Consider the following 15,205-nt stretch of genomic DNA (forward strand, 5'->3'; position numbering starts at 1 on the left):
GCCGGGGCGAGGGTCGGGTGAGGTGCGTGCGCGGGCAACGCCCAGTTTTAGTCCTAATCAGGAGGGTTTCGCGCCCGGAAGGTCCGCTCAGTTCGGACTAAAACTGGGAGCTGCTGAGGAATGCGAGCGGCCCGGCTCCCTGCGGAGAGGGAGCCGGGCCTCAGCTGCGGATCAGTTCTGGTCCGAGTCGAAGGACGGGATGTCCGTCCTGTCGTCGGAGCTGGGCATGTCGCCCGGCAGCTCCAGGCCCTTCGTGAGCGGGCCCGGTGACCAGAAACCGGAATGGGTCTCGTCGTGCAGCTTCAGAGCCGCGGAGGCCGGCAAGGCGTCCGGGTTGTAGGGGTGCACCTGGTACAGCGAGCCCCAGTCCTTCTGCGGATCGTCGTTGAGGTACGTCGGCAGGAGGCGCGCGCTGGAGGAGACGTTCATCCAGCCGAACGTGCCACCGGCGTCCGGCGAGGACCAGCCCTCACCGGTGCCGCGGACCTGCTCGCCGCCGCTCACCCGGAACTTCGGCATCTCGGCGATGCCGTTGTAGAGCCCGGAGATCTCCAGGCACGGGTGCACCAGCCCGGCGGGCCACTCCACGAACGCCGGGTCGTTGCCGACGACCTGGGTGAGCTGGGTCAGCTTCGGGACGCGGGGTGCCGACACGGCCAGCCAGCCGGTCTGCCCCAGCGACTGGTCCACCAGCACCATCCGCAGCTTCGTGGCGTCCTTCGCCTCGTCGCCGAGCATGTAGCGATGCTCCCGCCAGCCCGGAGGCGGTCCCTGCTCGACCGGAGAACGGCTCGTCACCTGGAAGCCCTGCGGGGTGTCCTTGCCCAGCTCGAAGTACACCTGGTTCGCGCCGGTCTCGGAGCCCGCGATGCTGATCGCGACCGGTAGCTTCCCCGCTGCGGCTTCCTCCGGGATGTCGTACCAGGGGGTGCGCAGCTCGCCGGTGCCCAGGCCCTCCTCGTCGTAGCTGCCCCAGACCGGGGCGTCCGCTCCGCCGAACTGGTTCGGCGGACGCCAGCTCGGCGAGTCCGGGGACGACTCGTCGGTCGGCGGCACGCCCGGGTCGCTGAAGCCCACCTGCTTGGGCTGCAGGTACTGCTGGGCGTTCTCCTGGTTGGACAGCCGCTGCGGCGGCAGCTTCAGGTCGGGTCGCTGGGAGGGGGCCGCCACCGTCGGCTGCTGCGGGGACGCCTTGAGCACGCCTTCGCGCGGGTTGGTCTCCACCCCGACGGAGTCCGACAGACCGCAGCTCTGGTGGGTGAGCTGCTTGATGTTGTCGGTGCCCAGCGTGTAGCTCGGGCCCCGCTCGACGATGCCCTTGCCGAACGCGGCGAGCTCGCCGAGCACCAGCAGCGCGCACAGCACCGACAGCGGTGCGGTGGCCCAGCGCAGCGCCAGGTTGCGCTTCTCCTTGCTTTCCCAGCTCTCGTCGACGACCGTCGGGTTGTTCTCGTCGATCCTCAGGTGCTCGACGACCGCGATGATGGCGGTGATCGCCGCGACCACGAGGATCATCGTGCTGGCCTTGTAGCCCTTGATCGACGGCGGCTTGTCGAACCACGGTACGCCCCAGCCGGAGACGTACCACCAGGCGTTGGGCCCGGTGACCGCGAAGGCCAGGATCACCAGCAGGCCCGTCACGAACGCCATCCGGTTGCGGCGGGAGCGCAGCACGGTCGTGCTCGTGGCCAGCGCGGTGAGAGCGGCGAGCGCGCCGCCGACCGCGGCGAAGATGCCGAAGTGGTGGGTGTGCTTGGTGGGCGTGAGCGCCAGCACCGCGAAGGACATCGCGGCCACCGCGAGCAGTCGGCGGCTCGGGCCGAGCGCCGCACCGCGAATCCGTCCCCGGCGCAGCAGGACCACACCGCAGGCCGCCACGCACAGGATGACCAGCAGCACCGGGAAGCGGCGGCTCAGCGAACCGTCGGCGCTCTCGCTGAACAGCAGCAGGTACCGGCTGAGCTCCTCGTACCAGCGGCCGTTGGGTCCGAAGGTCGTCTTGAGCTCCATCGCGTCCATGACCGACTGGTAGGTCTGGTCGTAGAACACCAGCGTGAGGATCACGAACCCGGACAGCGAGATCGGTGCCAGCACCGGCAGCCAGCCGAACTGCTGCGCTCGCTTGCGCACCATGCGGAACAGCGGCTTGAAGCCCGCGATGTAGGGCAGCACGGCGATCAGGCCGTGCGGGTTGACCCCCACCGACAGCGCGGCGGCGACCAGGCCCAGCGCGGCCGGCGTCAGCCGCTCGGTTGCCAAGGCCCGCTCGACGGCGCACAGCGCCAGCAGCGAGAACAGCACGACGACCGGTTCGGCGCGCAGCCCGTTGTTGTAGGGCAGCCAGAAGGCGAGGAACACGGCCGCGGCGGCCCAGCCCGCTGCGTTGCTGCGCCGGACCTGCTGGCCGAGCCTCGGCAGCACCTCGCGGGAGATCAGCAGCCAGCTGATGATGCCCATCAGCAGCGCGGGCAAGCGGACCCACGGCGTCGCCGTGGAGACCCGGACCCACAACGAGTAGACCTCGTAGAACCAGCCGAACGGCGATTCGGGGTTGGCGAACCAGCGGTAGTAGTTGCTGACGTACCCGGCGCTCTGCTCCGAGCGCACCATGCTCAGCACGTAGCCGTCATCGGAGGTCATCGCCCCGATCAGCCACCAGATCCCCAGCGCGGCGAACACCGAGATGTCGCGCAGGGTCGGCTTCCACCAGCGTCGCGGCACCAGTCGTGGCGCGCGCCTGCCGGCGAGGGTGTCCAGGCGGCGCAGGCACATCACCGCGCCGATGAACGAGGCCAGGGTGAGCGCGATGACCGTCGTCTTCAGCGGCGTCGCCCAGGAGCTGAACCGGTTGTCCACGCGGGCCTGGAAGTCCAGCCCGCGCACGTCGTCGCGCTTGTCGTCCAGGGAGGAGTAGATGCCGGTCAGCTGCGGGCGCTGGTCGCCGGTCTGGTTGACCCAGCGCTCCTTGCCGAGGGTGGCGGTGGTGCCTCCGGCGTCGGCCCGCACCTTCATCGTGCAGTCACCGGCGGGCAGCGGTGTGGTGCCGATCTGCTGGCCCTTGTTGTAGAGCAGCGCCTGCCCGTTGTCGACCTGCAGGGAGAGGCCGGTGAGCTGACCGGAGTCGGAGTCCGGCGGGTTCGTGTTCAGCAGGGACGCCGGTCCCTCGGTTCTGGCGTCCAGGCTGCGCGCCGAGGCGCACGGGATCTTCGCGTCCAGCCACACCGGTTCGTAGGTCACCAGTGGGGCCGAAACCGCTTGGGTTCCTTCCGCTGTCGGCCACCGCAACGTCCCCACCTTGTGGTTGACGGGGAGGAACGGAACCAGGAGCGCTAAGACGGTGCCCACCAGCCCGAGGAGCGAGGCGAGCAACCGCAACTTCTTCGCCGACTCTTGCTGCACGGGGAGACCCTACGGCCGATGACAGGGTGTGTTCTCCTGCCCCCCGGACTATTTCGTAAATGCGTCAGGTAATGCGCAACGCCTTTGTCAGTGGCTCGTTACCTCGGTGTGTTCGAAAACGAAATATTTGGTCACGAAGCGTGTTGTTCGGAATTCCTGGTTCCGGTCGTCGTGTCCGCTACCAGCACTGTCACGTCGTGTTCGCGGCCGGTTCGGTGCAACACGAGTTCCGCCAAAAGGCCCAGCGAGATCATCTGAACCCCGAAGATCTCCAGCAGAATCCCCAAGGTCAGAAGGGGACGGGTTCCGATGGACTCCTCGGTGAAAAGCCACACTCCGGTCAAGTAGAGCAACACCAGAGTTCCCAGCGTTCCCGCGACCATTCCCAGCCCGCCGAACAGGTGCGCGGGACGGCGTCCGTACCGGGTCAGCGCCATCACCGTGAGCAGGTCCAGCGCGCCGCGCGCGTAGCGCTCCAGCCCGTACTTCGACGTGCCGTGCTGCCGCGCCCGGTGGTTGACCGTCCGCTCCACGACGCGGTAGCCGAGCTGGTGGGCCAGCGCCGGGATGTAGCGGTGCAGCTCCCCGTACAGCGGGACCCGGCGGTAGACCTCGGTGCGGGCGGCCTTCAGCCCGCAGTTGTGGTCGGAGAGCCGCAGCCCGGTGATCAGGCCGGTGAACCAGTTGAACACCTTCGACGGCAGCCGCTTGCCCAGCGGGTCCTTGCGCTCGGCCTTGTGCCCGCTGACCAGGTCGGCGCCGGCGTCCAGCTCGTCCAGCAGCCGGGGGATCTCGGCCGGGTCGTCCTGCAGGTCCGCGTCGAGGGTGACCACGAGATCTCCGCGCACCTCGGCGACGCCGGAGGCCAGGGCGGCGGCCTTGCCGAAGTTGCGGCGGAGCCGGATGCCCCGGATCCGCGGGTCCAGCGCCGCGTGCTCGGCGATGACCTGCCAGCTGTCGTCGGTGCTGCCGTCGTCGACGACGACCAGCTCCCAGTCGCGGTGCTGGCCTTCCATGGCCTCGCGGATCTCGGCGAAGAGCTTCGGCAGGCTGTCGCGCTCGTCCTTGGCCGGTGCGAGCAGCGAGACTTCCGGGACACTCATTGCGCCACCTGCGGTTTCTCGGTGAGCGGCCGGATCCACCAGCCGTCGGGGAACTGGAAGGCCACGCGCAGCTGGCCCGGCTGGGCCGGCGCCACGGCCTGGAACCCGAGGCCGCTCTCGATGCCCGGTGTCGCGGCCTCGGCGTCCGAGCGCGGGATGTCGACCACGCCGCCGCCGACGACCGTGCCGGTCTGGTCGAGCACGGCCACGCAGCGCGCGCGTTCGATGCCGGAGATCGCCCAGCCCTTGATCATCCGGGCGCCGCCCTGGATCTGGTCGGTCTCGGCGTTGAGCACGACGTCCCGGCCGTCCGGGCGGGGTTCGCGCAGCGAGTCGACGCTGGGCGTGCGCCACTGCGCGGTGCTGACCCGGTCGCCGATGGTGAGCCCGTCCGGGCAGCCCAGGGAGAACTCGGGGGAGAAGGGGTAGTGCCCGAGCGCCTGGAGCCGCGGCAGCAGCTGACCCGGCGACGGGAAGCGGGAGGTGAACGCGTCGGGATGGCCGATTCGCGCCGCCACCGCGAGCAGTTGCTGGTTGGGCGCGTCGGCGCGCACGCTCTGCGCCATCGGCGCCCCGAGCGCGACGGTCGCCAGCACCGTGCCGCCCACCGCGGCCGTGCGGAACCGCGGCCACCGGGCCCAGGCGACCACGATGACCAGCACGGCGATCCACAGCGCGGCGGTCATGCTGTTGTACCGGCTCTGCAGCCCGGCCGATTCGCCGAACGCGGCGCGCGATCCCGAGATCATCACCGCGCAGCCCAGCGCGTACAGCGCGAGTCCCCACCAGGGAGCGGCGATCCGCCGCTCGGCGGTGGTCTGGTTCGCGTGCAGCACGAGCACGCCGAGACCGGCCACCCCGGCCAGCAGCGCGACCGAGGGTTCGGTGCCGGTCCACACCATGCCGAGCATGCTCAGACCGGCCAGCATCGCCTGCGCCGGATCGTCGGTCGGCGAACTCCCGCCGCCGCCTTGCGGGCCGCGCAGCACCAGCCACGTCGCGACCACCGCGAACCCGACGATCATCGGTGTCGCGATCCACTTCCGGCGGTCGCCGCGCAGCCACGCCACCAGCGCCAGCGCCGGCCACACGGCGAAGGAGGTGCCGTAGCTGATGGAGGCCAGCAGTCCGAGCGCGACGGCCGTCACCCGGCGCTCCCGGTGCGTCGCCAGCAAGGCGCCCAGCACCAGCAGCATCGCCAGGATCCAGGAGGCGCCGCTCATCGAGCGCACGTAGTTGTGGATGCCGTGCGGGTTGAACACCAGCGTCGAGGTCGCGGCGACCAGTCCCGCCCGCTGCCACGGGGTGAGGTGCTTCGGCAGCATCGCCAGCACCAGCAGGACGCACCCCACGCCCATCGCCAGCACCGCGAGTCCCAGCGGTTGGTTGAGCCCGTGGCCGAAGCGGGCGCTGAGCCAGAACAGCAGGCTCGGCAGCACGAAGGGGTGCTCGTTGCGGAAGCCCAGCAGCGCCTCGGGGCGCAGCGACCCGTCGGGCCCGGTGATGTCGAGCAGCACCCACCAGTAGTCGTAGAAGTGCATCTGCGGGTAGCGCAGGACCTCGCGCAGCATCATCAGCGGCGGGATGACGGCCGACAGCCCCAGCAGCAGCGGACCGAAGCGCCGGACCGGTCCGGGGATGGTCGGGGTCGTGGGTGGAACGGCCTCGCGGTCAGTTTCCGTGGCGATGTCAGTCACTGTGCGTTTCCCCAGATCATCAAGAGCAGCCACCGACGGTAGCAAGGGCAGGTCACGCAGGTGGTCGAACGGGGTGATCTGGCAGGGAACCGCCATCGGCGCGGGGGCGGTTCGCCGGTGCGCGGCGAGCTCGCTTATGCTGTTCCGGCTCGCCCGTCAGCGCGTGGTCCGAGGATCCGCACTGGTGGTACCGCCCCGGTCGATCGGGGACGGAAACCTGGTCTGTATGATGGGTGAGAACTTCTCGCCGCCGGACGGGCGGAGAGATTAAACGCCTGTTTCGAGTGCGGTCGCTCGCGCGGTCCTCGCTGCTGAGACAGGAACCCACCGAGACGCTGCACCGGCGGCGTGGTAGGAAGCCCCGGCTCTCGCGAGCCGTGGCGGACGTCCGCCGCACACTGGTGAATTAGCGAAACCGAGCAGCAGGAGACTTCCGACTCATGTACGCGATCGTCAAGACCGGCGGCAAGCAGTACAAGGTGGCTGTCGGGGACGTCGTCCAGGTCGAGAAGCTCGAAGGCGAGCTGGGCTCCGAGGTCGCGCTCCCGGCCGTTCTGGTCGTCGATGGCTCCGAGGTCACGACCGACGCCGACGCGCTGACCAAGGTGTCGGTGACCGGCGAGCTGGTCGAGCAGACCAAGGGCCCCAAGATCCGCATCCACAAGTTCAAGAACAAGACCGGCTACCAGAAGCGCCAGGGTCACCGGCAGAAGCTGACCCGGGTGAAGGTCACCGGCATCAACAAGTGAGGACCTGAGTAGTCATGGCACACAAGAAGGGCGCATCCAGCTCTCGGAACGGCCGCGACTCGAACCCCAAGTACCTCGGGGTGAAGCGCTACGGCGGCCAGGTCGTCAAGGCCGGTGAGATCCTGATCCGTCAGCGTGGGACCAAGTTCCACCCGGGTCTGAACGTCGGTCGTGGCAACGACGACACCCTGTTCGCGCTGGAGGCCGGTACCGTCGAGTTCGGACGTTACCGCGGCCGCAAGGCCGTCAGCGTGCAGCCCGTCGAGGCCTGATCCGGCTCTCGACGCAGGCCAGCAACTTCCCGGCGAGGGGCGGACCGGCATGACCGGGCCGCCCCTCGCTTTGTGCTGTCATGGGTGACCTCGGTCGCGGCCGGGAAGCGCAGCCGCCGCGCCGCTGTTGCAATCGAGACCAAGAGCTCCACCCGCCGGGCGCCCGCTCGGCTTGATCTTCCTGGAGGCATTCGTGTCGCGGTTCGTTGACCGCGTGACCATCAGCGTCGCCGCTGGCGACGGGGGAAATGGCTGCGCCTCGGTGCACAGGGAGAAGTTCAAGCCGCTGGGCGGACCGGACGGCGGCAACGGCGGCAAGGGCGGCGACGTGAGCCTCGTCGTCGATCCGGGCGTGCACACCCTGCTCGACTTCCACTACCGGCCGAACGCGCGCGCGGTGAAGGGCCAGCCCGGCAAGGGCGGTCACCGCAACGGCGCCCAGGGCGACGACCTCGTGCTGCCGGTTCCCGATGGCACGGTCGTCCTGTCCCCGGACGGGGAGGTGCTGGCCGATCTCGTCGGTCCCGGCACCACGTTCGTCGCCGCGGCCGGCGGTCGCGGTGGCCTGGGCAACGCCGCACTGGCTTCCAAGGCCCGCAAGGCACCGGGTTTCGCGCTGCTCGGCGAGCCGGGTGACGAGTTCGAGCTGGTGCTGGAGCTCAAGTCGGTGGCCGACGTCGGCCTGCTCGGCTTCCCCTCGGCGGGCAAGTCGTCGCTGATCTCGGTGATCTCGGCCGCGAAGCCGAAGATCGCCGACTACCCCTTCACCACCCTGGTGCCGAACCTGGGCGTGGTGACCGCGGGCGAGACCGTGTTCACCGTCGCCGACGTGCCGGGCCTGATCCCCGGCGCGAGCCAGGGACGCGGACTGGGACTGGACTTCCTGCGGCACATCGAGCGCTGCGCGGTGCTGGTCCACGTGGTCGACTGCGCGACGCTGGAGCCCGGCCGCGACCCGCTCTCCGACATCGACGCGCTGGAGAACGAGCTCGCCGAGTACACCCCGGCGCTGGCCGCGGAGCAGGGCGGCGTCGACCTGGCGACGCGCCCGCGCGTGGTGGTGCTGAACAAGATCGACGTGCCCGAGGCGCGCGAGCTCGCCGACTTCGTGCGCGCCGAGGTGGAGGAGCGCGGCTGGCCGGTCTTCGAGATCTCCACGGCTTCCCGCGAGGGCTTGCGCGAGCTGAGCTTCGCGATGGCGGCCGAGGTCGAGCGCTACCGCGAGACCCTGCCGGAGCCCGAGCCCGCACGCGTGGTCGTCCGGCCGGTCGCGGTGGACGACGGTGGCTTCACCGTCGAACCCGATCCGGAGGACGAGGACGCCTTCATCGTGCGCGGTGAGAAGCCGGAGCGCTGGATCCGCCAGACCGACTTCAACAACAGCGAGGCGGTGGGCTTCCTCGCCGACCGCCTGGCGAAGCTGGGCGTCGAGGAGGCGCTGGGCCGCAACGGCGCCGAGCCCGGCAGCCAGGTCACCATCGGCAACATGACCTTCGACTGGGAGCCCTCCACCCCGTCCGGGATGGCCAGCGTGCTCGGCCGACGCGGTCACGACCTGCGGCTGGAGTCCGACGACCGGGTTTCGGCGCACGATCGCAAGGCCGCCAAGAAGGCGCGTCGGGGCACCTCGCTGGACGAGTTCGGTCGCTACGTCGGCGACGAGGAGGAGGACGACGAGTGAGCCTCTCGGCGACTCGGCAGGCGGTCGCGGCCGCACGACGGATCGTGGTGAAGGTCGGTTCGTCGTCGTTGACCACCACCGAGGGCGGGCTGGACGCCGAGCGGCTGTCCGGCCTGGTGGACACGGTCGCCAAGCGCGTCGCCGCCGGGGGTCAGGTCGTGCTGGTCTCCTCGGGCGCCATCGCCGCCGGGATCGCGCCGATGGGGCTGCGCCGCAGGCCCAAGGACCTCGCGACCCAGCAGGCAGCGGCCTCGGTGGGTCAGCTCGCTCTCGCGCACGCCTACGCCGAGTCGTTCGCCCGCTTCGACCTCACCGTCGGCCAGGTGCTGCTCACCGCCGATGACGTGGTGCGGCGCAGCAACTACCGCAACGCGCAGCGCACGCTGAACCGGCTGCTCGGGCTGGGCGTGGTCCCGGTGGTGAACGAGAACGACACCGTGGCCACGACCGAGATCCGCTTCGGCGACAACGATCGCCTGGCCGCGCTCGTCTCGCACCTGGTCGGCGCCGACGCGCTGGTGCTCCTGTCCGATGTGGACGCCCTCTACGACGGCGACCCGCGCAAGGGCGGTGCGAAGGTGATCCGCGAGGTGACCGGCGCGGCCGACATGGCCGGGGTCGACGCGGGCAGCACCGGTGCGTCCGGATTGGGGACCGGCGGCATGGCTTCGAAGGTCGCGGCGGCGAAAGTCGCCTGCACCTCGGGAATTCCGGTGCTGCTGACGTCCTCGCCCAACGCGGGCAGCGCGCTCGGCGACGCGGACGTGGGCACGGCCTTCGCCGCCACCGGTGACCGCCTGTCGGCACGCCGCTTCTGGCTCGCTCATGCCGCGGGCGCCAACGGCAGGCTCTGGCTCGACGAGGGCGCGGTCGCGGCGGTCGTCAAGCGCCGGCGGTCGCTGCTGGCGGCCGGGATCACCGCGGTCGAGGGCGCTTTCGACGGCGGTGACGTCGTCGAACTCCTCAACCCCGCGGGCAAGGTCGTGGCCAGGGGAGTGGTCGCCTACGACGCCGAGGAGCTGCCCGACCTCGTCGGACGCTCCACCCACGACCTGCCGCCCGAGCAGCGCCGAGAGGTCGTCCACGCCGACGACCTCGTGCCGTTGCGTTGATGGGGAAGTTTTCATGAAAACTTCCCCATCCCACGATCAACGGAGTTCGGTGTTGCGAGTCTCGGGCAGGGTGCGGATCACGAAGAACGCGATCGCCGCACCGATCGCGATGTAGTAGAAGAACCCGGTCGAGGCGCCGAACTCGGCGAAGGCCTGGATGACCAGGGGAGCGGTGCCGCCGAAGACGGCGACCGTGAGGTTGTACCAGGCGCCGATGCCCAGACCGCGCAGCTCGGTGGGGAACAGCTCCGACATGATCGCCGGGGCGATCGAGGTCATCGCCGTGTAGAGCCCGACGCCGATGCAGAACACGACGAGCAGGCTGCCCAGACCCGGTCGCACCAGGCTCGACAGCGGCACGATCAGGATCGCGATCGCCGCGGACCACACGAGCAGCTGCGGCTTGCGGCCGTAGCGGTCGGAGAGCGCGCCCATCGGGTACTGCAGCGCGATGAACAGCGCCGTCCCGATGGACAGCGCGAGGAACACGTCGGTGGCGTCGGCGTCGCGGTTCTTCACCGCGAACGGGGTCAGCGCGCTGAAGAACGTGTAGTAGCACAGAGTCGAGAGCATCGAGAACCCGATGAGCTGCCCGACCGCCTTGGGGTGCTCCCGCAGCGTCAGCATCAGCGGATTCTTCAGCGCCTCGGCCTTGGTCTTGTTCTCCTCGTACTGCTCGGTCTCGGTCAGGGTGCGCCGCAACCACATGCCGAGGACGCCGAGCACGCCGCCGATGATGAACGGGATCCGCCAGCCGTAGTCCGACAGCTGCTGCTCGCTGAGCGCGGAGGTCAGCCCGAAACCCAGCAGCGACGCGATGAGCAGCGCGGCGCCCGTGGAGATGTAGAAGAACGACGAGTACCGGCCCCGCCGGGACGGCGGTGCGATCTCGGCGAGGTAGGCCGAGGCGTTGGAGACCTCCCCGCCTAGCGAGAGACCCTGCCCGATGCGGGCGAGGATGAGCAGGATCGACGCCAGCCAGCCGATGGTGTCGAACGTCGGCAGGATGCCGATGATCAGCGAGCCGCCTGCCATCAGCCCGATCGTCACTAGCATCGCCGTCTTGCGTCCGCGCAGGTCGGCGAAGCGGCCGAGCAGCCACCCGCCCAGCGGCCGGAAGAAGAACGCGAGCGCGAACGTCGCCAGCGTGTTGATCAGCGCCCACTCGCCGGGGAAGAACGCGGAGGCGAAGTAGACGCTGAACGCGGCGTAGATCGTCCAGTCGTACCACTCGATGGCGTTGCCGATGCTCGCCGCGACGAGCGTTCGGACCGGGAGCTTGTGGGCCACCGCTTCGTCTTGGGGCATCGGAACCTCCGCGTCGCACCCGGTGTGGGGGTGCCGACACGTTAAGCCCTCGCCCGGATGCGCGGAAGGTCCGATTCCCAACTGGAACCCGGAAGTTCCCCCGGCTCATCGCGTTCGCTGCGGCACACTGCCCGGATGGACACGGTGCGCGGTGCGGCGGACGAGCTGGTCGAGCTGCTCGTCGAGGAGAACCCGCTGAACGAGCTGCTGCAGGGCCTGCCGGGGACCTCCGACCGGCTCAACGATCCGGCGGAGGAGGCGGAAGCGGATCTGCGCGACCGCGCGCTGCGCATCGCCGCCATCGCCGCTGAGCTCGACGACGACCTCACCAGGGCGGTGGTGATCGCCGAGGCGGAGGGCGTGGCCACCCGCATCGGCTCCCGCCTGGTCGAGCACACGATGCACGACTCGGTGGTCTCACCGCTGGGCAAGGTCCTGGAGATGATCCCGCAGCAGCGCCCCGACGGACCTGCTCAGGAGCAGGAGTTCCTGCGCATGCTCGCCGCGGTCCCGGATTTCCTGGCCCGCAGCGCCGAGCGGCACCGCGCCGGTGCGCGCGCCGGACGCCTGCCGGTGGCCCGGCGGGTGCGGGTCGCGATCGAGCACCTCGACGCCCACCTGGCCGCACCCCACGACGACCCGCTGCTCAGGCCCCCGCTGAGCTCGGACGAGGAGCGCGACCGGCTGCTGGCGGACGAGATCCGGCCCGCGTTCGCCGCCTACCGCGAAGTCCTGCGCGACCTGCCGGGAAGGCCCGACGAGCGGCCGGGCCTCTGCTTCCTCCCCGACGGCGAGCAGACCTACGCGTCGCTGGCCCGGATGCACACCACGACCGAGCGCACGCCCGAGGAACTGCACCGGACGGGCCTCGCGCTGCTGGAGGAGCTGGACGAGGAGTACGCCGCGATCGGCTCCCGGGTGTTCGCGACGTCCTCCGCCGACGAGATCCGGGAGTGGATGCGCACCGACCCCGCGCTGCGCTGGTCCAGCGGTGACGAGCTGCTCACCGCTGCGAGAGCCGTTGTCTCCCGGGCGGAACGGGCCGCACCCGAGTGGTTCGGGCTGATACCCGCGCACCCCTGCCGGGTCGAGCCGTTCCCGGCCGACCAGGCACCGGACGCCGTCGGCGCCGCGTACCTGCCCGGCCCGATCGACGGTTCCCGCCCGGGCACCTACTTCGCCAACACCCACGCCGCCGAGCAGCGACCGCGGTTCCTCGCCGAGGCGCTCGCCTTCCACGAAGCCGTGCCCGGCCACCACTTCCAGATCAGCATCGCCCAGCAGCTCACCGACGGGCCGACGATCCGCAAGGTCGCCGGGTTCAACGCCCACATCGAGGGCTGGGGCCTGTACTCCGAGCGGCTGGCCGACGAGATGGGGCTCTACAGCGGTGATCTCAGCCGCTTGGGGATGCTCGCGATGGACTCCACGCGCGCCGCCCGGCTGGTCGTCGACACCGGCCTGCACGCCTTCGGCTGGACCCGCGAGCAGGCCGTGGACTTCCTCCGCGTCCGCACGCTGATGCCCGAAGTGGAGGTCCAGAGCGAAACCGACCGCTACGTCGAAGCTCCCGGCCAGGCGCTGTCCTACATGGTCGGCAGGCTTGAGATCCAGCGGCTGCGGGAGCAGGCCGAACGCCACCCGGCGTTCGACCTGCAGGGCTTCCACGATCTGCTGCTGGCCCACGGCCCGCTGCCGATGTCGGCGCTGGCCGAGCTCGTGGCTAGCTGGTCGAAGCGAGGGTGAACGGCAGCACCGCAGGTGCTCCGGCCTGGCGGAGCATGCGGCCGACGACCGTTGCGGTCCAACCGGTGTCGGCGTAGTCGTCCATCAGCAGCACCGGACCGCCCAACGCCGAGAGCCTGCCCGCGAGCTCCTCATCGATCTTGAACTGGCGCCACAGCGACGCCACCCGCTGAGCGCTGTTGGTGGCCCGGTTCGGTGTCGTGCCGGGGTTGGTCAGCACCTCGCCGAGCAGCGGCAACCGGCCGACACCCGCGATGCGCTCGGCCAGGCTCCGCACCAGCTTCGGCCGCGTGCGCGAACCCAGCGCCACGACGCCGACGGGCCGCTGCTCCCACTCCCAGGCGGCCAGCACCTTGATCGCGGCCTGGTAGAGGTCGTCCGGCAGGTCCTGGTCCGGAGCCCCGGTGGCCAGCAGCTCGCGCAGCCGGTTGCCCCAGCCGATGTCGGTGAGCCTGCCGATCGCGCGGCCCGTGGTGGTCTGCTCGGAGGCGGGCAGCTTGCCGGACGCCTCGACACCGAGCGCGGACATGCCGCTCGGCCACATCTTGCGCGGTGCGATGTCCACGCCCGGCCGCTGCAGCCGCTCCTGCGCCTGCTGCACGGCCTGCTCGTCGACCTCGGCGGAATAGCCCGCGCCGGTGCAGTTGTCGCAGCGCCCGCAGGGTTCGGCGTGCGGATCGTCGAGCTGGCGGCGCAGGAACTCCATCCGGCAGGACGACGTGGTCTGGTACTCGATCATCGCCTGCTGCTCGGACTGCCGCTCGGCCTCGATCCGCCCGTAGCGCTCGGCGTCGTAGTGCCACGGCTCGCCGGTGGCCTCCCAGCCGCCCTTGACCCGCTGGACCGCGCCGTCGACGTCGAGGACCTTGAGGACCATCTCCAGCCGGTTGCGGCCCAGCTCCACGTGCGGTTCCAGCGCGGCGGTCGAGAGCTTGCCCTGCTCGGCGAGGGTGTCGAGCACCGCCCGCACGGTGTGCTCCGGCGGGAACGCCAGCGACGCGAAGTAGCTCCAGATCTCGCGGTCTTCCGGGCCGGGAAGCAGCAGGACCTCGGCGCGCTGCACACCGCGCCCGGCGCGGCCGATCTGCTGGTAGTAGGCGATCGGCGAGGACGGTGCGCCCACGTGCACCACGAAACCCAGGTCCGGCTTGTCGAAACCCATTCCGAGAGCGGAGGTCGCGACCAGGGCTTTGACCTTGTTGTTGAGCAGGTCCGCTTCGGCCTGCTCCCGCTCCGCCGGGTCGGTCTTGCCCGAGTAGGCGGCCACTTCGTAGCCCTGCTCCCGCAGGTAGGAGGTGATCTCGTGGGCCGCGGCGACGGTGAGGGTGTAGATGATGCCCGAGCCGGGCAGTTCCCCGAGCTTTCCCGCCAGCCAGCCCAGCCGGGCCTGCGCGGTCGGCAGCCGCACGACGCCGAGCCGCAGGCTCTCGCGGTCCAGCGTGCCCCGCAGCACCAGGGTCTCCTGCGGGTCGGTGAACTCGCCGCCGACGCCGAGCTGGTCGGAGACGTCGGCGACCACGCGGTCGTTGGCGGTGGCAGTGGTGGCCAGCACCGGAACGCCCGGGGGCAGCTCGGTCAGCAGCGTGCGCAGCCGCCGGTAGTCCGGACGGAAGTCGTGGCCCCAGTCGGAGATGCAGTGCGCCTCGTCGACCACCAGCAGGCCCGCGCTCTGGGTGAGCTCGGGCAGGATCGTGTCCCGGAAGTCGGGGTTGTTCAGCCGTTCCGGGCTGACCAGCAGCACGTCGACCTCGCCGGAGGCGACGCGCTCCTCGATGTCTCCCCACTCCTCGGGGTTGGCCGAGTTGATGGTGGCGGCGTGCACGTCGGCGTTGGCCGCCGCGGAGACCTGGTTGCGCATCAGGGCCAGCAGCGGCGAGACGATCACCGTCGGTCCCTCGCCGAGCTCGCGCAGCAGCGCGGTGGCGATGAAGTAGACCGCCGATTTGCCCCAGCCGGTGCGCTGGACGACCAGCGCGCGACGGCGTTCGAGCACCAGCGCGCGGATCGCCGCCCACTGGTCCTCGCGCAGCGCGGCCTCGGGGCCGGCCAGTGCTCGGAGTCGTTCTTCGGCGAGTTCTCGCAGCGCTTCTTCGTCCACGTCCCGAATTCCTACCGGACGGCTCCGACGTCATGCGCCC

The 15,205-nt window shown here is 70.4% G+C and carries 10 protein-coding genes; 5 read left to right on the forward strand and 5 right to left on the reverse strand.

The window, feature by feature from the left end:
- Positions 1 to 171: 171 nt before the first annotated feature.
- The 3 genes from ACYVF3_RS27185 to ACYVF3_RS27195 all read right to left on the reverse strand — a co-directional run bounded on the left by ACYVF3_RS27185 (position 172) and on the right by ACYVF3_RS27195 (position 6,199).
- The gene (locus ACYVF3_RS27185; RefSeq protein ID WP_461157099.1) at positions 172 to 3,399 is read right to left on the reverse strand and encodes an arabinosyltransferase domain-containing protein; all 3,228 of its coding nucleotides are present in this window, start codon (positions 3,397 to 3,399) and stop codon (positions 172 to 174) included.
- A 131-nt stretch (positions 3,400 to 3,530) separates the two neighbouring features.
- On the reverse strand, positions 3,531 to 4,502 hold the full coding sequence (locus tag ACYVF3_RS27190; RefSeq protein WP_461157100.1) for a glycosyltransferase family 2 protein: 972 nt from the start codon (positions 4,500 to 4,502) through the stop codon (positions 3,531 to 3,533).
- Positions 4,499 to 6,199: a hypothetical protein gene (locus ACYVF3_RS27195; protein ID WP_461157101.1), complete on the reverse strand. Its 1,701-nt coding sequence runs from the start codon at positions 6,197 to 6,199 to the stop codon at positions 4,499 to 4,501. The genes ACYVF3_RS27190 and ACYVF3_RS27195 overlap by 4 nt, the downstream gene beginning before the upstream one ends.
- A 440-nt stretch (positions 6,200 to 6,639) precedes the next feature.
- Between ACYVF3_RS27195 and rplU the strand changes: the two genes are divergently transcribed.
- The 4 genes from rplU to proB all read left to right on the forward strand — a co-directional run bounded on the left by rplU (position 6,640) and on the right by proB (position 10,013).
- Positions 6,640 to 6,948: a 50S ribosomal protein L21 gene (rplU, locus tag ACYVF3_RS27200; RefSeq protein WP_461157102.1), complete on the forward strand. Its 309-nt coding sequence runs from the start codon at positions 6,640 to 6,642 to the stop codon at positions 6,946 to 6,948.
- A gap of 14 nt (positions 6,949 to 6,962) precedes the next feature.
- Positions 6,963 to 7,220 carry a 50S ribosomal protein L27 gene (gene rpmA, locus ACYVF3_RS27205; RefSeq protein ID WP_461157103.1) on the forward strand — a complete coding sequence of 86 codons (258 nt, stop codon included), beginning with the start codon at positions 6,963 to 6,965 and terminating at the stop codon, positions 7,218 to 7,220.
- 181 nt (positions 7,221 to 7,401) lie between these two features.
- Positions 7,402 to 8,901 carry a GTPase ObgE gene (gene obgE / locus ACYVF3_RS27210; protein ID WP_461157133.1) on the forward strand — a complete coding sequence of 500 codons (1,500 nt, stop codon included), beginning with the start codon at positions 7,402 to 7,404 and terminating at the stop codon, positions 8,899 to 8,901.
- A complete protein-coding gene (gene proB, locus ACYVF3_RS27215) occupies positions 8,898 to 10,013 on the forward strand; it encodes a glutamate 5-kinase (RefSeq protein ID WP_461157104.1) in 1,116 nt (371 codons plus the stop codon). Before obgE ends, proB begins: the two co-directional genes overlap by 4 nt.
- A gap of 36 nt (positions 10,014 to 10,049) precedes the next feature.
- Here the strand turns inward: proB and ACYVF3_RS27220 are convergent, their stop codons facing one another.
- Positions 10,050 to 11,321, reverse strand: a complete 1,272-nt coding sequence (locus ACYVF3_RS27220; protein WP_461157105.1) for an MFS transporter — start codon at positions 11,319 to 11,321, stop codon at positions 10,050 to 10,052.
- Positions 11,322 to 11,456: 135 nt separating this feature from the next.
- Here ACYVF3_RS27220 and ACYVF3_RS27225 point away from each other — a divergent pair, with 135 nt between their 5' ends.
- The gene (locus ACYVF3_RS27225; protein ID WP_461157106.1) at positions 11,457 to 13,067 is read left to right on the forward strand and encodes a DUF885 domain-containing protein; all 1,611 of its coding nucleotides are present in this window, start codon (positions 11,457 to 11,459) and stop codon (positions 13,065 to 13,067) included.
- Here ACYVF3_RS27225 and ACYVF3_RS27230 read toward each other — a convergent pair.
- On the reverse strand, positions 13,045 to 15,165 hold the full coding sequence (locus ACYVF3_RS27230) for a RecQ family ATP-dependent DNA helicase (protein WP_461157107.1): 2,121 nt from the start codon (positions 15,163 to 15,165) through the stop codon (positions 13,045 to 13,047). The genes ACYVF3_RS27225 and ACYVF3_RS27230 overlap by 23 nt on opposite strands.
- Positions 15,166 to 15,205: the final 40 nt, after the last annotated feature.

This window comes from Saccharopolyspora tripterygii, from assembly GCF_054778355.1.